Annotated in this window: 20 protein-coding genes and 1 pseudogene; 3 read left to right on the top strand and 18 right to left on the bottom strand. The window is 70.7% G+C overall.

Features of this window, described 5'->3' with window-relative positions; translation table 11 throughout:
• The first annotated feature begins 126 nt into the window (after nt 1-126).
• Together ACGG9C_RS03050 and ACGG9C_RS03045 are read left to right on the top strand one after the other, a co-directional pair.
• Complete coding sequence (locus ACGG9C_RS03050; protein ID WP_071043344.1) at nt 127-1122, top strand: LacI family DNA-binding transcriptional regulator; 996 nt, start codon at nt 127-129, stop codon at nt 1120-1122.
• A gap of 42 nt (nt 1123-1164) precedes the next feature.
• Nucleotides 1165-1686, top strand: a complete 522-nt coding sequence (locus ACGG9C_RS03045) for a MarR family winged helix-turn-helix transcriptional regulator (RefSeq protein WP_071042833.1) — start codon at nt 1165-1167, stop codon at nt 1684-1686.
• On the opposite strand, the pseudogene ACGG9C_RS03040 reads toward ACGG9C_RS03045, so the two are convergent.
• A pseudogene (locus ACGG9C_RS03040) lies at nt 1667-2158 on the bottom strand (ABC transporter ATP-binding protein); the annotation flags it as partial. The gene ACGG9C_RS03045 and the pseudogene ACGG9C_RS03040 sit on opposite strands and share 20 nt — an antisense overlap.
• Nucleotides 2159-2194: 36 nt before the next feature.
• Between ACGG9C_RS03040 and ACGG9C_RS03035 the strand changes: the two are divergent.
• Nucleotides 2195-3730 carry a recombinase family protein gene (locus ACGG9C_RS03035; protein ID WP_228481058.1) on the top strand — a complete coding sequence of 512 codons (1536 nt, stop codon included), beginning with the start codon at nt 2195-2197 and terminating at the stop codon, nt 3728-3730.
• Nucleotides 3731-3838: 108 nt separating this feature from the next.
• Here the strand turns inward: ACGG9C_RS03035 and ACGG9C_RS03030 are convergent, their stop codons facing one another.
• The 17 genes from ACGG9C_RS03030 to ACGG9C_RS02950 form a co-directional block, all read right to left on the bottom strand.
• Nucleotides 3839-4426: a hypothetical protein gene (locus ACGG9C_RS03030; protein WP_194384930.1), complete on the bottom strand. Its 588-nt coding sequence runs from the start codon at nt 4424-4426 to the stop codon at nt 3839-3841.
• Nucleotides 4427-4506: 80 nt separating this feature from the next.
• The gene (locus tag ACGG9C_RS03025) at nt 4507-6228 is read right to left on the bottom strand and encodes a type IV secretory system conjugative DNA transfer family protein (RefSeq protein WP_194385463.1); all 1722 of its coding nucleotides are present in this window, start codon (nt 6226-6228) and stop codon (nt 4507-4509) included.
• A gap of 53 nt (nt 6229-6281) precedes the next feature.
• The gene (locus ACGG9C_RS03020) at nt 6282-6794 is read right to left on the bottom strand and encodes a hypothetical protein (RefSeq protein ID WP_194384929.1); all 513 of its coding nucleotides are present in this window, start codon (nt 6792-6794) and stop codon (nt 6282-6284) included.
• Between the two features lie 166 nt (nt 6795-6960).
• The gene (locus tag ACGG9C_RS03015) at nt 6961-8445 is read right to left on the bottom strand and encodes an ATP-binding protein (RefSeq protein ID WP_390178228.1); all 1485 of its coding nucleotides are present in this window, start codon (nt 8443-8445) and stop codon (nt 6961-6963) included.
• Nucleotides 8442-8891 (bottom strand): hypothetical protein, encoded by a 450-nt coding sequence (locus tag ACGG9C_RS03010; protein WP_194384927.1) that lies wholly within the window; start codon nt 8889-8891, stop codon nt 8442-8444. Before ACGG9C_RS03010 ends, ACGG9C_RS03015 begins: the two co-directional genes overlap by 4 nt.
• 41 nt (nt 8892-8932) lie before the next feature.
• Nucleotides 8933-9730 (bottom strand): hypothetical protein, encoded by a 798-nt coding sequence (locus tag ACGG9C_RS03005; protein WP_194384926.1) that lies wholly within the window; start codon nt 9728-9730, stop codon nt 8933-8935.
• Nucleotides 9731-9780: 50 nt separating this feature from the next.
• Nucleotides 9781-11247 carry an SCO6880 family protein gene (locus ACGG9C_RS03000; protein WP_194384925.1) on the bottom strand — a complete coding sequence of 489 codons (1467 nt, stop codon included), beginning with the start codon at nt 11245-11247 and terminating at the stop codon, nt 9781-9783.
• A gap of 6 nt (nt 11248-11253) precedes the next feature.
• Complete coding sequence (locus tag ACGG9C_RS02995; RefSeq protein ID WP_194384924.1) at nt 11254-12585, bottom strand: conjugal transfer protein TrbL; 1332 nt, start codon at nt 12583-12585, stop codon at nt 11254-11256.
• 28 nt (nt 12586-12613) lie between these two features.
• On the bottom strand, nt 12614-12883 hold the full coding sequence (locus ACGG9C_RS02990; RefSeq protein ID WP_026529668.1) for a DUF6112 family protein: 270 nt from the start codon (nt 12881-12883) through the stop codon (nt 12614-12616).
• 125 nt (nt 12884-13008) lie between these two features.
• Nucleotides 13009-13275 (bottom strand): DUF6112 family protein, encoded by a 267-nt coding sequence (locus ACGG9C_RS02985; RefSeq protein ID WP_194385462.1) that lies wholly within the window; start codon nt 13273-13275, stop codon nt 13009-13011.
• Nucleotides 13275-14906 carry a M23 family metallopeptidase gene (locus ACGG9C_RS02980; RefSeq protein ID WP_390178227.1) on the bottom strand — a complete coding sequence of 544 codons (1632 nt, stop codon included), beginning with the start codon at nt 14904-14906 and terminating at the stop codon, nt 13275-13277. Before ACGG9C_RS02980 ends, ACGG9C_RS02985 begins: the two co-directional genes overlap by 1 nt.
• 13 nt (nt 14907-14919) lie before the next feature.
• Nucleotides 14920-15609 carry a hypothetical protein gene (locus ACGG9C_RS02975; RefSeq protein ID WP_194384923.1) on the bottom strand — a complete coding sequence of 230 codons (690 nt, stop codon included), beginning with the start codon at nt 15607-15609 and terminating at the stop codon, nt 14920-14922.
• 41 nt (nt 15610-15650) lie between these two features.
• Nucleotides 15651-16676 carry a ParB N-terminal domain-containing protein gene (locus ACGG9C_RS02970; protein WP_194384922.1) on the bottom strand — a complete coding sequence of 342 codons (1026 nt, stop codon included), beginning with the start codon at nt 16674-16676 and terminating at the stop codon, nt 15651-15653.
• A complete protein-coding gene (locus ACGG9C_RS02965; RefSeq protein WP_194384921.1) occupies nt 16673-17569 on the bottom strand; it encodes a hypothetical protein in 897 nt (298 codons plus the stop codon). The genes ACGG9C_RS02970 and ACGG9C_RS02965 overlap by 4 nt, the downstream gene beginning before the upstream one ends.
• Before the next feature lie 92 nt (nt 17570-17661).
• Nucleotides 17662-18081: a hypothetical protein gene (locus ACGG9C_RS02960; protein ID WP_194384920.1), complete on the bottom strand. Its 420-nt coding sequence runs from the start codon at nt 18079-18081 to the stop codon at nt 17662-17664.
• Nucleotides 18078-18788, bottom strand: coding sequence for a helix-turn-helix domain-containing protein (locus ACGG9C_RS02955; RefSeq protein WP_194384919.1), 711 nt, complete (start codon nt 18786-18788; stop codon nt 18078-18080). The genes ACGG9C_RS02960 and ACGG9C_RS02955 overlap by 4 nt, the downstream gene beginning before the upstream one ends.
• Nucleotides 18785-19684 (bottom strand): bifunctional DNA primase/polymerase, encoded by a 900-nt coding sequence (locus tag ACGG9C_RS02950; RefSeq protein ID WP_390178247.1) that lies wholly within the window; start codon nt 19682-19684, stop codon nt 18785-18787. The genes ACGG9C_RS02955 and ACGG9C_RS02950 overlap by 4 nt, the downstream gene beginning before the upstream one ends.
• Nucleotides 19685-19697 lie beyond the last annotated feature (13 nt).

Below are 19697 nucleotides of genomic sequence, written 5' to 3'. Positions count from 1 at the left end.
GCGACTGTGACCGGTCCCAGTATCACCCCGCACCCGCGGGATCCGTCAAGACCGACCGCGATCCGTTACCGGACTGTGACCGGTCCCAGAGTAGAGTCTGGAATCGTGGACACGGCACCGATCTCGATGCGCAAGCCGACGATCCGCGACGTCGCTGCGACGGCAGGGGTCTCTCGCGGCACGGTGTCGCGGGTGATCAACGGCGGCCACTGGGTCTCCCCCGAGGCGCGCGACGCGGTCGAGAGGGCCATCGCCGAGACGGGCTACACGGCGAACCACCACGCCCGGAGCTTGGCGACAGGGCGTGCCAACTCACTCGCGTTCCTCCTCACCGAGCCGCAGCACCTCCTCTTCTCCGACCCCACCTACGCCCTGCTGCTGCGCGGGGCGGCCGAAGCTCTCACCCAGAGATCGATGACCCTCGTCCTGCTCGTGGCCGGCACACCCCAGGAGCGCGCTAACATCGCCTCGTTCGTGAGCGCCGGCCACGTCGACGGCGTCCTCCTGATCTCCTCGCACGAGCAGGACCCGCTCGTCGGCTCCCTGCGCGCGGCCGGAGTACCGGTCGTGTGCTCGGGCGACCCGCTGGGGCTCGCCGGCAACCTTCCGGCCGTCGCCGTGGACGAGGAGGGATCGGCGCGCGAGATGACGCGCTACCTCCTCTCCCGAGGGTACCGCCGCATCGCGATGATCGCGGGTCCCGACGACACCCCCGGCGGGCGCTACCGCCTGCGCGGATTCCGGAGCGAGATGGACGACCTGTTCGATCCCGATCTCGTCGTCGCCGGCGACTACACACGAGAATCCGGCGCCGTGGCGATGTCGACGCTGCTCGGGCGCACGCGCGACATCGACGCCGTCTTCGCCGCATCCGACCTCATGGCCGCCGGTGCGGTGGCGACGCTGAAGAAGGAGGGATTGCGCGTGCCCGACGACATCGCGGTGGCGGGCTTCGACGACTCCGGACTCGCCGAGGAGCACGATCCACCCCTGACCACGATGCGCCAGCCATGGCGGGAGCTCAGCGAGCACATGGTGAGCCTGCTCCTGGAGGCGATCGCCGGCGGAGAGCCTCGGACCATGATCCTCCCCACGAAGCTCATCGTCCGCGAGAGCGCGTGACGGATCTCGTGGCGCGGCGAGAAGACCGGTGATAATGGAACGATGACCACCGCCGCCGACGAAGTCGATCGCATCGTCGGCGCGTGGGGCGTCCAGCGCCCCGACCTGGACTTCTCCCCCCTCGAGGTGCTGTCTCGCGTCGATCGGCTCTCCCGCCACCTGGACCGTGCTCGCCGCGAGGCATTCCGGCGCAGCGAGCTGGAACCGTGGGAGTGGGATGTGCTGTCGGCGCTGCGCCGCGCGGGCGAGCCCTTCCAGCTCAGCCCCAAGCAGCTGCTGCAGCAGACACTCGTCTCCAGCGGCACGATGACCAATCGCATCGACCGGCTGGTCGGTCGCCGGCTCGTGCATCGCGAGTCCGACCCGGCGGACGGGCGCAGCATCCTCGTCACCCTCACCGACGACGGGCGCACCCGGGTCGACGCCGCCATCACCCGGCTCGTCGACGCGGAGGCGCTCCTGCTCGATTCCCTCTCGCGCACCGACCGCGACCGCCTCGCCGGGTTGCTGCGCAAACTGAGCCTCGGGTTCGACGCGGCTCCGGTCAGCCCACCTGCTCCGTGAGGGCGAACCACTTCTGCTCGATGTCGTCGCGCTCGGCCTCCATCGCCGTGATCTTCGCCATCTCCTCGCCCAGCCCGACGTAGTCCGACTGATCGTGGTCGGCCAGCCCCGTGCGCGCGGCGTCGATCGATCCCTCGAGCCTCTCCAGCCGCCGCTCCAGCGCCGCCATCTCCTTCTGCGCGGCACGCAGCTGCGCACCGGACAGGCCGGGTTCCGGTGCAGCACCCGTCGACCCGGGCCCCGTCGACGACCCCTCGCGCTCCTCGAGCGCGCGCAGGCGCAGGTACTCGTCGACGCCCCCGGGCAGGTGGCGCAGGTGCCCGCCGAGGATCGCGTACTGCTGATCGGTGACGCGCTCGAGGAAGTACCGGTCGTGCGAGACGACCAGGAGCGTGCCCGGCCACGTGTCCAGCAGATCCTCCATGGCCGCGAGCATGTCGGTGTCGAGATCGTTCGTGGGCTCGTCCAGCAATCAGGAACCCCGTACAGCACGGAGCACCTGATCGCCATGAAAACGCAAACACTCACCCGACCGACCGATGATGAGGTCAACGCTCTCATCTACACCCGAGCCTCGATGGATCGCCAGTACCTCATGCGATCCACCGACGATCAAGAGACGGACTGCCGCTCCTGGTGCGATCAGCAGACGTGGCACGTTGGCAAGGTCATCACCGACGCCAACCGCTCCGCTTCGCAGTGGCGCACCCGCGAGCGCGAGGGTTTCGAGGAAGCCCTGCGCCTGATCGCGTCGAAGCAGTACGACGCCTTCGTGACCTGGGAGCCGTCGCGTGCAGGCCGCGAGCTGTTGGCCTACGTCCAGCTCCGCGCCGCCTGCCAGGAGGCCGGGGTGCTGTATCTGACGAAGGGACGGGTCTATGACTTCGCCCGGAGCGACGATGCGTTCATGATGGGTTTGGAGTTCCTGACCGCCGAGAAGGACGCCGCGGTGATCCGGGAGCGACAGCTCCGCACGGTGCGCCTGCACGCGCAGCAGGGCAGGCCACACGGTCGTCTTCCGTTCGGCTACCGCCGCGTTTATGACGAGCACACCGGGGTGCTTCTCCGTCAGGAAATCGACCCGGAGAAGGCCGCGATCATCGTCAACGCCGTGGACGAGATTCTGAGTGGCGTTCCGATGAACGCGATCGTCACCCGACTGAACAAGGCCGGTGTTCCGACTCCGATGAAGCCGACCTCTGACCACTCGCGCGGCTGGATGAACTCGACGCTGCGGCAGATGCTCAGGAGCCCGACGATCGCCGGCCTGCGGAAGTATCAGGGCAAGGTGATCGGTGAGGCGGACTGGCCGGCGATCATCCCTCGTGACCGCTGGGAGCAGGTCAACCGGGTGCTCGAAGATCGAGCACGCCGTACCCGGTACGTCGAGGAGGACAACCACAGCCATCCGAAGTGGCTGCTGTCGTTCATCGCGAAGTGCGGCTACTGCTCGGGGCCGCTGGTCCGTCTGCATGGGATGGTGCCGCGTAAGGACGGGACGCGCCGCGACAACTACGCCTGCCCGACTGTCGGATGTCGGAGGATCAGCATCGACATCCCTCGCACTGATGCTTACGTGGTTGGCGCCCTGCTGGGCTGGCTCTCGAAGCCTGAGAGCTTGGCGGTGATCGCCGGGCCAAGCGAGAACTGGCAGGAGCGCGTCCAGGAAGCCGAGGCTCAGGTCGCGCGGCTTCGCCAGCGGCTCGACGAGGCCGCCGAGGAATACGCCGCAGGCAGGATCAGTCTCACGATGCTGTCGAGCATCGAGCGGCGTCTGAACCCGGAGATTGAGCAGGCGGCGAAGGCGACGGTGCCTCCGGTCTCCGACGACGACGTGCTTCGGCTGTTGCAGGCCGAGGACATCGAGAGCGCGTGGGAGCGGCTGGACCTGTTGGAGAAGCGACGGATCGTCAAGCTCTTGCTGGACATTCGCGTGGTCAAGGCACCGCGGTTGGGCGGCAAGTTCGACCCGAACCGCATCAAGATCGCTCCGCGTTTCGTTCCTCACGAGCAGTACCGATGGACTCGATCAGAGCAGCCCTGATCGAGTCGGCCTGATCGCTCGACAGCGGCAGGAAGGAAGCGCCGAGGTCCTTGCCTCTCTCACGGAGGTCGGCGACCTCGGCGCCTTCTTTCGTTTCGATGCAGGAGCTCACGAGACTTCTCCGGTGTCCGGGTCGAGGTCGCGGTAGAAGGCTTCCTCGGCCTCGCGGCGGGCCTGGACGTCGGCCATGACGAACTCCACGAACTCGGCGTCGCGGTCGGTGATCGGGATGTCCTCGATCGGGTCGGCGGGTTCCTCGCCGGGCCAGATGGTCTGCCTGGTGGGGCGGTCGTGGTCGAGTCGGGTGCCGCAGGCGGCGACCCATTCGCGGAGCCGCTGGCGGGCGTCGGCGAAGTCGCGGTGCCAGCCGAGCGGGGCGCTGCCGTTCTGGTCGGGGTCGTAGGCGCAGAGCCAGTGCAGGTGCAGCGCGCTCAGCTCCCACAGCAGCTCGGGGTGCATGTGCCAGGCGGGCGGGATCACGGAGGCGGGGAGCCCGTAGGTGTGGCGCAGCCAGTCCACCCAGCGGTTGAGCTCCAACCACTCGGCCTCGGCGTCCTCGGCACTCAGCAGGTTCCAGTTGATCGGGTGTGGCGGCTCGGCGATCAACGGCTCGTCGTAGCCGTCGTCGTCCATCTCGTCCACATCCGAGTCGGGAACGTCGTTCGTCGTGGCGTCGCCGCGGGGTTCGTCGGACATGCTGTGCTCCTGTCTGCTCTCCGGCGCCGGTTCGTGCCAGGCCGTTGTGGCGGGCAGGTGCTCCTTGCCGCGACCGGCGTTCAGGTGTCGGCGCGGCGCAGCAGGGCTTCGATCTCGGCGCGGTCGGCGGTGAGCTGGCTGGCGTCGGGGCGCTTGGGCCAGGGGTGCAGGTCGGTGACGATCGGTGGCGCGGAGCGCAGCAGCACGATCCCGGTCGCGAACGGGAGCCGGCGGATGCGGTCGGGCGGGAAGATCGGCACCCGGCGAACGGACCGCTGGTTGGAGCGGGTGCCGTGGTCGCCCAGCGTCACGGAGTCGGTGTATTCGTCGCGTTCGCCGACCAAGGCGCTCAGGTCTTGCAGGTCCCGGCTGTTGGATGCGCCGCCGAGGATGACCTTGACGATCGAGGCGTCCCAGATCGCGTTCGCCTGGTGCTCGTTCCACTTGTCCCGCGCCTGCGCGAGCGATTGGAGCACCGGCATTGTCGTGATCCCGGACCCGCCGCCTTCGGCCATCAGCGTCGGCAGCGACGGCAACGGCGAGAGGTTGGCTATCTCGTCCAGGGCCAGCAGCATCGGCGGATCGAGCCGGGCGCCGGGCGATCGTGCGGCCAGGCGGCGGGCGGTCTCGATGAGGTCTTCCACGAGCGCGGCGACCAGCGCGGCGCTGGCTCCCGCACCGGACCCGGTTGCCAGCAGGAACAACGTGCCGCGGTCGCGGATGAATGCTTCGGGGTCGAAGCCCTCGCCGGGGCCGGGTGATACGGCGTCGAGCACGCGCGGGTCCGCGAGGGAGCCAAGGGCGAGGGAGACGCCCTGCCAGATCGAGTCGCGGGTGCGGGGGTCGGAGTCGATCATCGCTTCCAGCGACTCGGCCCATCCGGTAGCGGCCTGAGTGGAGCCGGTCAGGATCGCCACCGCGTCAGCGGCCGCGGTCGGATCGAGAGTCCATCGGAACAGCTCGGCGGGTGGCCGGTGGTCGATCGCTGCCGCGTGCAGCAGGGCTTGGAGCGCCGCCCGTGTCTTGCCCTCCCAAAAGCCCCCGCCGTCGACACCGCCCGCGGACAGGCCGGTGCCGGCAGCGAGCCCGGTGGCGCGGATCATCGCCGTCTGCGGTGACTCGCAGCCCCGGATCGGTGACCAGCGCAGACCGGCGGGCAGACCCTCGGCCAAATGTTGCGGGTCGAAGATCGCGACGGGGCCGATCCTTCTGCGGGAGCGCATGGTCGCGGTGAGGTTGTCCGGCCTGGTCGAGGTGACGACGACGGCGCCGGGGGCATCGAGGATCGCCGGGATCACCAGATGCAGACCCTTCCCGGAGCGGGGCGGGCCGATGACCATGATCGAGTCCTCCACCGACGCCCACACGCCGGTGCCCTTGGAGGTGCCGAGCCGGTAGCCCACATCCGCCGGCTTCGGATCAGCCAGACCGGGGCGCAGGTTTCCCGCGCGGCGCAGCAGCGCCTTGTCTGACGCGGCGGCGGCGACCTCGTGCCGGGTGGCGATCCCGGCCATGCGGCGTGGGTCGGTTTCGATCCGGTGGGTGTGGCGGCGCAGCCGCAGCCACGCCCATAGCCCGCCGGTGACGAGGCTGGCGAGCAGCAGTCCGGCGACGATCCAGTAGACGACCGGGTTCAGGCCGTCCGCGTCGAGCGCCGCGCCGGGGTCGCCGGGGCGGAACAGCACTCCGACCCCGGAGGCGGGATCGCCGGACGGCTGGGGCGTGCCGGTCAGGAACGCGGCCACCGATCCAGCGGCGCGCAGGATCAGCGCGACGCCGAACAGGAGGACCAGCCCGATCATGGCGGCGTTGGTCAGCTCGTCCCCGAACGAGCCGGTCTGCCGGCCCTGCTCGTTCACGGCACTCGCCGGATGATCGTGGTGCCGGAGACGCGGCCGAACAGGATGACCTCGATGACCCCGCCGGCCTGGTCGACGCTGACTCCGGCCGGGTCGATGAGGGCGCGCGCGGTGCCGGTGTGGGCGGCGTCGGTGTGCCCGGTGACGACGGCCACCGCCACGTCCTCGCCGGGAACGAACCCCTCGCCCTCGACGGTGTGGAACACCGGCCCGGCCGGCACCTCCGGTTCGGGCTCGGGGCGGGAACGCCGACGGCGGGCGGCGATGATGTCGGTGAAGGTCGTGCCGTCCGCTTCGCGGACCTCGACCCGGGCCGGTGTCGTCCGGTCGTTCGTGGCGCGGTCGATGATCTGCCCGAACGAGGATCGTCGCCACGGCGGCGCGAAAGGGTCGGGGTTCAGCCGTTTCCCGTCGACGGTGACGGTCACGGTGCCGTCCTCGCGCACATCGAGCACGACGAGCGGAATGGAGACCGGGACTGGCTCAGGCTGCGGCTCGGTTTTCCTCATGCCGCCAGGTGCACCTGCCCCCACCAGCAGCAGTCGAGGGCGCACGGGGTTTCCCGGCTGGGCCGGTCACGTCTCCGGGAGAACCGTTCAGCGATCCCGAGGAACCGTCAGTCCGACCGATGAACCTTCAGGAATCCCGACGAACGTTCAGGAATCCGGGGAACTTCTAGCCTTTGCCGGTCATGCGGGCGGTGGTGTCGAATGCCGCCAGCTCGGCGGGGTGGAGTTGGTGTTGCACGACGAAGGCCCGGTCCTTGATCCGCCACAAGCCTTGTCCGGTGCCGAGTCCGGGCAGCAGGCGGCGTTCGGTGCCGGTCAGCCCGAGTGCGACGGCGGTAGGGCCGAGCTGATCGGTCTCCTGCCGGTAGACGATCCTCGTCTCCGCGTTCGCCAGCAGGCTGTTCGCCAGCGCCCGGTTCGCCGATCCCGCGTCGCCGACGTTCTCCAGGTCGGTGAGCTTGTGGAACACGAGCAGATTTGCCAGCCCGTAGTGCCTCGCCAGCCGCCAGTGCGCGTCCATCCGGCGCAGGAGCGCCGGGTGCGACATCAGTCTCCATGCCTCGTCGTAGACGACCCACCTGCGGCCTCCGTTGGGGTCGAGCAGGGCGGCTTCCATCCATGCCGACGAGCAGGTCATCAGCACCGAAATCAGCGTGCTGTTCTCGGTGACGCGCGACAGGTCGAGGCTGACCATCGGCAATGACGGGTCGAACCTGACGGTGCTTGGCCCGTCGAACAGGCCGGCCAGGTCCCCGGCCACCAGGCGGCGCAGCGCGTGGCCGACCTGGCGGCCGTCCTCGGTGAGCCGGCCGTCCGGGTCGTCGGCAGGGTCGGGGCGCAGCAGCTGTTCGACCACCATCGGCAGGATCGGCACGGCCGCGTCGCGCACCGCGCCGGCCAGGGCGGTGTCGATCGCGGTGTGCTCCAACGGCGCCAACCGCCGATCCAGCACCGTCTCCGTCAAGGCTCCGAGCAGATCGCGACGCCGCGCGGCGAGAGTCGTCGCCCACTCCTGATCGGACAGACCGCCGGGCCGGTAGCCCTCATCCAATGGGTTGAGCCTGTTGCCCATCCCGTGCCCGAGGATGATCGCTTTCCCGCCGACTGCTTCCGCGACGCCGGAGTGCTCGCCTTTGGGGTCGCCGGGGACATAGACGCGGTACCCGAAGGGCAGGCTGCGGGTGTAGACGCTCTTGGCGAGCGAGGATTTCCCGGAGCCGACGATCCCGGCGAGGATCAGGTTCGGCGCGGTGATGATGCCCCTGCGGTACAGCTCCCACGGGTCGTACACGAACGACGAGCCGCTGTAGAGGTCTTGGCCGATGAAGATTCCCGCGGCTCCGAGCCCAGCTTCGGCCAGGAACGGGTACTGCCCGGCGAGCACCGCGCTGGTGTCCTGATGCCGAGGCACCCGGAACCGGCCCGGTGTCCTCAGCGCCGCCGGACCGGACTCGCCGGCGGCGGGCAGGTAGACCGTGGCGCGGCGCTCGGCCCGTTCGGCGGCGGCCTTGGCCTGGGCCGCTTCCTTCTCGACGTGGCGTTGCTCGGCGACGAGTCGGGCGGCGGCTTGCCGCCGCTGCTTGCGCAGCCGGTGCCGCTCCGAGGCGGGGGCGACGAGGACAGCGGTATGCAGCTTCTCGCCCCGGCTCACAACGACCGCCCCCGCCTCTGAGCCGTCGTGCTACCACCGGGGTGCTCGAACCATGACGGGTCGGGTGCCGGCCGGCGTGTCGGCTCTGGCGGTTCACCCTCGGCGAGCAGGGCCAGCGCGTCCGCGTTCTGGCGAGCGGCCTCAGCGACCCATCCGGGGAACAGGCCCTCGTGCTCGGGCCTGCTGCCGGGGTTGTCGATGGCGTACTGGCGGGCGTCGCCGGCCGCGGTCAGGTAGGCGGCGAGGTCGCGCATCGCGCGGTCCGGGGCGACCGGGGCGCCGGTGCCGGTGAACAGGTCCCGGCCGTCGAGCGTCTGCCCGGTCGCGGTGTCGTCGATGCGGTAGGCATATCGCTGGTGCTCGCCCAGCGGCGAGTCCGGCCAGACGGTCAAGGTGAGCGTCCCGACGTGCCGGGACATCGAAGCGGTGGGGTCTGCGCTGTTCATGGCGGGCAGGTGCGCGCCGGCACGTCTCCGTGGTGGCTATGTCAGAGCGACAGCCCGCGGGCCTGCTTGACGGCGGCGACGCCGGGATGCTCGAACCAGCCCCCGTCACGGACGGCGCTACGCCGCCCGGCCGTCTCTCGCTCACGGCCTGTCGTCGGGCGGCGGGCCGGGACGTGCGCCCCTGCTTCTTTGTCGATGGCGTCCTCGGCACGGATCAGGTGCCGCCGGTACAGGGCGACGTGCCCGGCCATCGGGTTGTAGGTCATCGCGTAGTCGCCGGTCTCGGCCTGCCGGTCACCGGGATAGACCGGGGCGGTGTCGTGAACGTCGCCGTTCTCCAAGGCGGCGTTCGTGGTCTCCTCGCCGTAGTCCCACGCCGACAGATGCTCGATCCCCGCCTCGACCCCGTGGGCGTCGATGAGGTCGATCACCCGGTCGGCTTCCTCGCCTTGGAGGAACACGACGCCAACCCACCGCTCCACCATCCGGTCCTGCGGGTTCCACACGATCCGGCCCGAGTGGGTCATGGCCGCGCTCAGGCGGTCGCCGGCCTGGTCGATGAGCGTGCCGGCCTGGTGCAGCTCATCCGCTGCGGCCAGCGCCTCGGCCGCACCGCCGCTGTACTCGCGGGACTCGTCGGTGACGTGATGCTGCCGGCTCAGATGGGCGGCGGCGAGCTGGTCGAGCACCTGCCGCAGCGATCGCAGCCCGCCCAACAGCTCACCGATCACCACGTAGGTCTCGGACGGGTCCTCGAAGCTACGGCTGGCGTGAGCCAGACCGCGCAACGCCTCGTAGGCATCGCTGGCATCGCTGGTCGGGTTCGTGTATGTCGGCATCACGGGCCTCCTTCAACGAGGGTGGGATGCCTGCCAGGTGAGCGCGCCGGTCACACCGTGCGGCACAGCGGCAGCGCGGCCGCCGTGAACGCGACGGCTTGCTGGCCGACGAGCCTTCGGGTCTCGCAGGAGGCTTGGATCGAGGCTTGTTCGATCGCGGCGACTGCGGCTTCCAGCTCGTCGACGCTGGGGGCGGAGACGGAGATGAGCCCGGAGACCCGTAGAATCCCGTGGCCGGCGGTCAGGTCGGCTTCCTGCTGGAGAACGTCTTGGTATTCGGCGGTCTGCGCGGCGTCCTCGATCTGCCCGATTCGGGCGCGCTGGGCCGCATCGGAGATGTGTTCGACCTTCTTCTTGCGGATGTCGCGGGCCGCCTGGTCCGAGCGCATCGGGGTGTAGATCAGCGACACCGCCCGTTGGATGCCGGTGGAGAGCAGCACCGGCGCGAGGAACCCCGGATAGACGAGGCTGCGGGGCCACTCCGAGACCCACAGCACGGTGTGCCAGGCGGAGTCGGTGCGCAGGTTGCCCCAGGTCTCGGTGACCGCGACCGGGCCGGCGGCGGCGAGCTCCTGCCCGAGCCGCCCGTGGCGCTCCAAGGTGGCGGCCACGGCCGGGTCATACGCCGAGCGGAGGATGACCGCGACCTGACCGGGGCCGAGCCACCCCGAAGGGGTCAGGTCCGCAGACCGCAGCGCGGCCGTAAGGGTCGCCATCTCCTGCCGGAGCACGGCGGCGGCGCCGCGGATGCCGCCGCCGGCGGTCCTGATCTGCCGAGCCGCGACCTTCATGTCCAGGGAGAGGCTGACCGTGGTGGCGTGCCGTTCCCCGGCGGGGCCGGCCCGCTCGATCAGCTCGCGGTAGGTGGTCGCGGCCCAGGAGCCGTCGTCGGTGCCGTGCTCGGCCCACCACTCGGCCAGCCCGCTACCGGAGTCCGGCAGGGTCCGTTCGAGCACTTGCAGGGTCGCGATCCTCCCGGAGCGGCAGACCGTGGCGAGCACCCGTCCCCAGGAGGTGACTCGGCGCTCCTGCTCGCCGGGGTCGAGCAGGATGAATGCCGGATGGGTCACTTCCGTGACGACCGTCAAGGTCGCCTGGCGGGGGTCGTGGATCATGCTCGCCCCGGTCTCGGGGTCCAGGTGCTCCCGAAGCCGGGCCATGTCGCCGGGCAGCGCGAGACTCCCGGCGGGGCGGGGCTTGACGATCCGCCGCCGGTAGAGCAGTTGCCCGCCGGTGGAGCGCCACAGCCACCAGAGCGCGACAGGGAGCCATTCGACCATCGGCCTCCCAGCGATGGGCACCCAGGTCAGCACGACCGCGAGCAGCCAGACCGGGGCGGTGTAGACCAGCAGCATCCCGGCGCCGCCGTAGAACGCGGCCAGCAGCGCCAGGCCGCCGATGCCGAGGGTGATGAGCTGCGCGACCGAGAGGCCGAGCAGCACCCCTCGGCGGGTGAGTCGGCTGAACTTCATCGGCGTCAGCTCGCTACCGGGTGTCTTCTGGTCCGTGGTGGGCATGGGTGGTCACTCCTTGCCCCACGGCGATGCCGTGGGGTTGGACGGCTCCGTGGGCGTCCTCGGCTGCGGCGTGGACGGCGGGGGCGTCTGCGACGGCGGCGGGGTGCCGCCGTTCTGCCCGCCTGCGGCGTCGGCGGCGGTCTCGGCCTGACCGGCCACCGCGTGCCCGGCCTTCGGCCCGGCCTCGGCGGCATCCTTGGCGACCTTCGCTCCGACCACGACGGCTGCCGCCGGTCCCGCGCCCGCGGCGGAGGCGCCGGCTTCGGCGCCCACGGTTTCACCGCCGGCCGCGGCAGGTGCCTGCGCCGGGGCGGGCGACGGCGGAGGCGTGCCACCTGATCCTGCGTCCGACGCGCCGTCATTGGGGTCTTCGAGAACCTTCTTGGGCTCGCCGCCGCCTTGGGGCTTGGAGGGGATCGGGACGGGACGGTTGAGCGCGTTCTTGGCCTCCTGCTCGGTGCCCATCTGCTGGTACAGGTCGAAGCCCACGAACGACACGAAGCGGTAGACCATGTAGGGCGCGAAGGCCGCGATGCCCATGAGCACGATGCCGGTGATCGGTTCGGTGACGGCGGCGATGTCCAGCTCGATCGGGGTGGCGATCTGCGTGATCGCCAGCAAGAAGATGACGACGAGCACGAGCTTGCTGATGATGAGGGCGATCACGAACGCCGCCCATTTCCCGATCCATCCTTTGGTGGCGTCCCAGGACGCGCCGGCGAACGCGATCGGTGCCAGCACCACGCCGACCAGCAGCAGCGCCTTGCGGATCAGCAGGCTGAACCAGACGATCGCGACGGCGGCGATCATCAGCCCGGCCAGGAAGATCGTGACGATCGCGCCGACGCCGGGCGCGGCGATGTTGATGCCGCTGAGCCCGGCGGCGAGCAGGATGGTCTTGTCGCCCATCGTCTCGGTGGTCTCGCCGGACGTCTGGATGATGCCGATGCTGAGCTGGTCCACGATTTCCAGTGCGAGCGCGGTCAGCGTGACGACCACGAACGCGCCCAGCACCGATTTCGCCGCGCCGAGCGCGGCTCTGGACAGCGCGGTCGGGTCGCGGCGGATCAGCCCGGTGATGAGTTGCAGGCAGAAGAAGATCAGGACGAGGAAGACGCCGATGCCGAAGATCAGGTTGTAGACGCTGGTGAACCCGTCCGTCTGGACATCGACCAGCGTGGTCGTGTCGAACACGGCCCACATCGCCTCGATCAGCCAGCCGGCCGCGCCGCCCATCGCCTGGGCGAGCCAGTCGAACGGGGCAGCCACGACCGTCGCGGCAGCCTCGCCCGCCACGTCGCAGACGGTCGAAATCACGGGAACGTCGCAGACACCCATCTCAAATCTCCTGCGGTGACCGGCGGCCCTATACAGCCTGGCCGACGTTCCAGAAGAAGTTCACGAGCGTCACCGCCGCGCCGCAGATCACCGCGGCACCGCAGGAGATGAGAACGCCCAGCTTGCCCCTGCCCGCCAGATGCGGGTTCGAGCTGTTGGCGCCGTAGGCCCAGACGATCGCGGAGACGATTAGCGCCAGTACGGAGAGGATGAGGCCGACCGTCATCACGGCGCCAACGATGGTGCGGAGCTGGTCGATGCCGGGCAGTCCCGAGCTGTTGGGGTCGATGTCGATCACGGCGGTTACTCCCTCGCTGAGCGAATGGCTTGTGGCGACGAGGTGAACCAGGGAGCGACTGGCGAGACCGGGCAGACGAGAGGCCCGCTCCCAACGCAGAGAGCGGGCCTGCTGGCGACGGAGGATCAGAGCTGTTGGCCGAGGGCGATGAGCCAGTTCACCCACGCCACCCCCGCGCCGGCGAGCGCGGCGGCGCCGACGCCGACGAGCACCCCGACCCGGCCCTGGGAGGCAAGCGAGTGGTTGCCGTGCGAGGCGCCCAGCGCCCAGCAGATCGCCGAGACGATGACCATGAGCACCGCGACGATGAGCACGAACATCAGCAGGGCGCCGATGACCTGTTTCAGATCACCGATGCCTCCGAGCCCGTCGAAGTCGGGGAACACTTCCATCACGAACCGGCCCTGACGGTGACGTGCAGGTGGTCGTAATGGCCGCCGGTCACGTCGCCGGGGTCGTGCATCCCGCCGCCGTTGTAGGGGCGCCAGCCTTCGGCGTCGCGGGCCAGGGACCAGATTTGGCCCTGCCAGATCAGGTACTCCACGCCCAGCGACTCGGCGTGGTCCTTCATCCAGTTCGTCACCCGCCACCCGTCCTCGAGCTGCGCGGGCGTCGGGTGCGTCCCGATCGGGTTCCCGAACGTGATGTCACACGCCCGGCCCAGCGGGTGCTCTGACGTTGTGCCGGGCCGGGGCGAGTAGCAGGCCCAGGAGCTGTCGGGGAACGCGGCACGGGCTTGGGCCATGACGTGCGCCATCCGCGCGGTGATCTGCCCGTCGCTGGTGGGGTCATCGACCATCTGGTCGGGGTCGCCGTCCAGCGGGGCGGGATCGCCCGGCGCTCCACCGGAACTGCACTCGTTCGGGCTGCCGACCGTGGCTTCGGGCAGGTCGACCGCGTTGTGGTCGTTAAGCCACTTGGCCGCGTCGACGGCCTCGCCGCTCGTGCCGCCGGGCCGGACCTCGAAATGCAGGTGTGGCCCCGTGCTGTTCCCGGAGCTGCCGACATCGCCGATGTGCTGGCCCGCGGTCACACGATCTCCGGCCGCGACGAGGATGCCGGACTGCCACATATGCGCGTAGGCGGTCGCCACGGTCTGCCCGTCGATCTGGTGCTCGATGACAATGAGTCCGCCGTAGCCGCCGGAGAACTCGGCCACGGTCACGGTCCCGTCTGCGGCGGCGAGGATCGGCGTGCCGTCCGGTGCGGCGAAGTCGGTGCCGGTGTGGAACGACGGTTCCCCGGTGATCGGATGGATACGCGGCCCGAACTCGCTGGTGAGCACCCAAGTTCCCTCGGGGAGCGGGAACACGACCCGCGAGGACTCCGCGACCGGACCCGCCGCCACGGGGGCGGCGGCCGGGCCAGCCGCACCCGTCGCGCCGGTGAGGGCGTCGAGGATGCGTTCGGCGACCGGCTCGTAGTTGCGGTAGCGGTCGGGGTAGGCGCTGACCTCGACGGCCTGGGCGGCCTCGCCGGGGTCCATCTGCGCCCAGCCGGGGATGTCCAGCAGGCCCCGCGGCGAGGGGTAGTTCGGGCCATCGGGTCCGCCGTAGAACGCTCGGGCCTGAAAGTTCGTGTCCATCAGCTCCGCGACGGTTCCCCACCCGGCGGCGGGTCTCATCTGGAACAGGCCGAGGGAGTCGTGGTCGCCGCCGTTGCCGTCATTGGGGTAATTCGCGGACTCGGGGTAGGCGCCGGTGTTGGCGAGCTGGCGCAGGGTGCTCTCGGTGAGCGCGGCCATCAGCGCGATCTTGATTCCGGGGCGGCCGACGCCCTCGATCCCGCCGCCGATCGTGATGATTGTGGCCGCGTGCGTGAGTTGGGTCTTGTTCAGCGTGAACGTGGTGCTGTCGGCGGTGGTGACGGTCAGCGCGTCGGGGACGTTGCCCACGGTGACGCTGCCGCCGGGGACGGCGCAGTTCGCGGCGGCGGGGTTCATCAGCACGCCGATCGCCAGCAGGAGACAGGCCGGGCCGAACAAGACGAACGCGAGCCCGAGAATGAGGAGCTTCTTGACCACGACGCGCTCCCGGTCATCGCAGCGGGTTATCGAGCTGCGACAGGCGCAGCACGTGGCACAGGCCGGTGCGGAACTCCGGTGCCGGAGGCGGGCAGGCCAGGAACACGGTGAAGGCCACGGGGTGCTCGCTCGTGACCGTCTCGCCGTTCCAGACGCCCTCGCGGTGCCGGGTTCCCTCGATCGTGACCGCGGTCGCGCCGGCCGGGAGCTGGCCGGGTTGGGCCTGCTCGACCGCGGTGTCCCATGCCTGGGGCACGAACGAGGACTCGATGGTGAGGTGCTGGGTGGTGGCGTACTTGCGTAGCTCGGTCCACGCATCACGGGTGGGCAGGTAGCCGGCGATGTCGGAGGCGAGGCCGGCCTGCTCATGGCCGGAGGGGTCCCCGACCTCCAAGATCGCGGCGGAGTAATCCAGCGGCATCAGCCCGGAGCCGGTGTCCCAGGCGAACAGCGCCTCAGCGACATTGCGGGCGAACTCATCCGGGTCGTGCGAGGGGATCACCCGCGGCGGCCCCGGTTTGCCGGGCTCGGACTCACCCGGAGCGGTGATGGTCGGAGCCGGATCGGGCGCGCGATCGGTGGGCTGTCGTGGGCCGGTGATGAGCCCATACACGCCGACGCCGATCAGGAGCAGCAGCACGAGGCCGGCGGCGATCACCGCGATGAGTCGGCCACGGGACCAGGAAGCGAGATTCGTCTTCATGCCCAGAGGTGAGCCCGCCGGTGACTGGCCCTACCGGTGCATCAGAGGGCGCGCAGCAGCGGCCGGCCCGCCGACTCAGCGACGGTTGTGCGGGCGGTGCGGAGCCGGTCGGCGAACTCGGTGGTGCCCTCGACGGTGGCGAAGAACGCCTCGGCCTGCTCGTCGGTGAGCTCGACGGCCAGCTCGTCCACGTCGTAGTGGGTCCACCACGCTTCCAGGTCGCCCCAGGTCAGTACGAACGCCCGCAGCGGGTACCGCGTCGGTTCCTCGTCCTCAACGACGGGGCGACGCTTCGGCGTGGCCGGCTTGCTGACCTTGCTGGCCTTGCTGGTCTTGGCGGCGTGGACGCGGGCCAGGGCTTCGTCGGCCAGCTCGTGCAACCGTTGGTCCCGCTCGCTGTCGGCCTTGGCTTGGCTGTCGCGGAGGCGCTGGAAGATCGGGTTGACCGCCGCACCGGCCTCGATCTGCGTCAGCCCGTCCCGCGCCTGGACGCGGATCGTCTCCGGGGTGCTCGGATCGTCGGCCAGGTGTTGCAGGTAGCCGATCTGTTCCAGCCGACTGTAGGACGCCGAGCCGGTCACCATCCGCGCCGCCTGTGTCCGAGCGTCTCCGAGCTGGTGCGAGTCCGATGGTCCCGCCGAATCGGCGGGACCATGCTTTCCGGGCTCGTGGCCCTCGTGGAACTGGGTCTTGGCCTTGCGGCGTGCGGCGTCCTCGGCCATGAGTTCCTTGATCTCCCGGTACAAGGCGGCGGCCTCGATCGCGGTGAGCGGCTTGTGGAGCTGGTTGTCGTCCTGCTCGGCCAGCAGATGCCCCAGCCGGTCCGAGATACCGGAGCGCACCCACACGCTGACGCGGCGCCAGCCGAGCTTCTTGATCGCGGCCATCCGGCGCGCCCCGCACACCAGCACCCCGTCCGGGGTGATCGTCGGCGGCTGCAACAGACCGTCCCGGTCGATCGACGCCGCGAGCGCGTCGATGTCGCCCAGGTCCGTGCGGTGCCGGCGGCCGACAGCGATGGAGTCAACCGCCCGCTCCAGCTCGATGTGTCCGGCCGGTGCGCTCATCCCGCACCTCGCGCCTTTCTCGCGCCCGGCTTGCTGATGCCCGGTGCGGCCAGGGAGAGGGTGAGCACGAGGTCGTCATCGCGCAGCAGCACCGGCAGGGTCTCGCCGATCAGCAGCCGCAGCAGGATGCCGCGTCCCGCGCCGGTCGCCGCGAGCGCCGGGTCCGGGCAGCCGAGCAGGGCGCGCAGCAGCACCGCCCAGGACCGGCCAGGAAGGTCGATCAGGGCTCGGGCGTGCTTGTCGCGTCGCAGTGTCTCGTAGGCGGTGTGCCGGTTCCCGACGCGGGTCAGCGCCACGCAGACGTGTTCTACCGCCGGGCGTGCCGTGCCCTCGGGCCAGTCGAGCAGCATCAGCAGCGTGATCGCGTCCTCGACCGCCGACGCCGCGGTGGTTGCCGCCGGCTCGGCCGGTGCCTGCTCCGGGGTGTTGTCGCGGTCGTGGGCGTCCTTGATCTGGAACGCGGGATGGTAGTCGCTCAGGACGTTCTCGCGGTCGGAGAGCCGTTCGGGGTCGTGGAAGATCGAGTAGCGGGGCCGGCGTGCCTGGTGGGTCGAGCACAGCAGCCCTTGGCCGCGTTCCTCGGCGATGCAGGTGATCCGCACCGCGTGCGTGATGACCGCCCACGGGTCATCAGCGGTGCGGGCGGTCTTGGTGCGCATCACGTCGAACGCCGCCGACGCGGCCTCCCACGGATCGAGCCGGTGCTTGTGCGCCAGCGCCGCGTACTTCTCGGCCGCGAACGCCATCAGCTCTGCCGCCACCGGGTCGTGCTCCCAGGCGCGCTGGCCGGCGGCGTGCAGCCGTTTCAGCAGGGCACGCAGGCCCTCGCTGGTGCGGTAGCCCTCCGCCGGCCGGCCGCTGGTCTCGCTCATGGTGCTGGTGTCGTTGGTCATGGTCTGGGCACCTCCCGGCGGCGAGGTGCACCCGCAGACGACTGCGGGTCTCGCCTTTGTGGAGTGGGCGCCCATGACTCATCACCACCCGGCTACCTCATCCCGACCCCGGAGCGGCGCGGTCCCTGCTCGGCGCCGCCGCGACGGCCGAACGCGCTCAGAGGCGGCAGCCGCTTGGCTCGCTCGGCGACCCAGCGGGCGCCCTTCTCAATCGGGGCGCGGACGTGCCGGTTCATCTCGGCGGTCCCGTCGATGCCCCGGCGGGACAGCGCGCCGCCGCCTTGGGCGAGCAGGTCGGTCGGGCGCACCCAATCCACGCCCCGGCCCCGTACCCGCGCCAGCCTCTCCTTCGCCGCCTTGCGGGACTCGGCGTCCTTGACCGCATCCGGCGTCCCTGTAACCTCCGCAGCCTCGCTCGGCTCGGTCGAGTTCGGGTCGCTCCGCTCACGGGGCAGCGGCTCGGGTTCGGGGTGCTGGTGATGCTGCTCCCGCATCCGGTCCTCGTCGTTCATGGCAGGGCTCCTTCCATCTCGGGCTGCGACCCGGAGGGGTCCGCCTCATCGGACTGGTGAGCACGAGGCAGCCAGCGGCCCACCGTCGAGGGATGCACGCCCAGGTGCCGGGCGATGGCCTTGTTCGACCAGTCCTGATCGCGCAGCTCTGCCGCGAGCGCCCGACGATCCGGCCCGCCGTCCGCGTCCACGACGGTGACGCCGACCGCCGCAGGTGGCGGGTCGAGAGGTGCCGTCTCGCTCTGTGGCTGGGCGGTGATCGGCTCGACCGCCGGTGGCACCTCGATCGCAGTAGCGGGGCGTGCGGTGGCGCGGGTCAGCACGACGGTCAGATGCGTGATCGCCAGCAGCACGACCGGCGGCACGGCGGCGACCGCGGCCGCGAGCGGTCCGGGCACGTCGGCGTCGGCCGCGACCACCGCGTGCAAGCTGTTCGCCGTCACCGACACCGCGGCACCGCCGATCAGCAGCGCCCACGCATACCACGCCGTCCGCTCACCGGCGAGGGCGACGACGGCGACCGTGGAGACCACGATCACGCCATCGACGATCAGCGGCCACGCCCACGCCTGACCGACCCCGATCCCGGATCGGCGGGCAAGGTCGGCCAGGGACGTGAACGACAACCAGAACGCGCCGGCGGCGATGAACACCGTCCCGGCGACAGAGGTGATAACCGCCCACCGGCGGCCGCGTAGCTCCTTCATGGCAGCCCCCGCGTGGCAGGCGCCCGCTGCTGCGCGGTCCCGCGAGCGAACTCGCCCCAATGCGACGCGGTGGGACGGTCCCGCCGGGCTCCGGCGCCGACGCTGCGATAGGCGCTGTAGACGGTCCGGGCGATTTCCCTCTCCCCGAAGTCCGACTGCGCGGCCGTCACCATCGCGTCCAGGGCATCCGTGAGGGGCACCCCGCCCTCGGCCAAGCGGCAGGAGGCCCAGAAGAGTTTGAGGTTGCGGTCGGTGGCCTGTCGGCCCAGCCATGTTGCCAGCCGCTCCGCGTCCTCCCGCCGCACCGGCCCACCGGGGCGCGGCCGGGGCGCGGGCCGAGGATCGAGGAAGTCCCGCAGCCGGCCCGCATCTATCGGCCGGGCAGCGCCGGCCGCGACCTGCTCGATCCGGTACGGGGTGCGCACGCCGTCCAGGCGCAGCAGCGAGGGCGGGGCGATGATGTAGCCGCCGTCCCCGCGGCAGTCGATGCCGACCTTCCCGGCCTGCCAGGACCGTTGAGCCTGGTTCGGGTCGGCCGGGAAGTAGGCGTGCTGGCCGCCGGTGGGCGTGCGCACGACCGCCAACGGCTCGGGGATCAGCCCGACCCGCGCCGCCCGCGCATAGGCGGCATACCCGTTGACGCCATGCACATCCACGTCGATCACGACCAGCCCCGAGACGGCGCCGGTCGGGATGCCGATGTTCGCAGTCGGCCGCGACCGCCACCACCCCTCAACCCGGTCCAGGTCGACGCTGGCCTCGTGGAACCCGCGCTCCGGGATCGGCCGCTTCCCGCCCGGCGCGCACGGGAACACCGGCACCCCGGCCCGCACCAGCTCACCCGCCGCGACCGGCAGCGGCGCCCCGTCGAGCCGGCCGAACACGGCGGCAGCCATCACGGCGGTGACC

This window comes from Microbacterium sp. MTN4-26, assembly GCF_042846595.1.
Classification (GTDB): Bacteria; Actinomycetota; Actinomycetes; order Actinomycetales; family Microbacteriaceae; genus Microbacterium; species Microbacterium luteum.
Note: the sequence above shows the minus strand (reverse complement) of the source record. Positions and strands in the feature narration are given on the sequence as shown.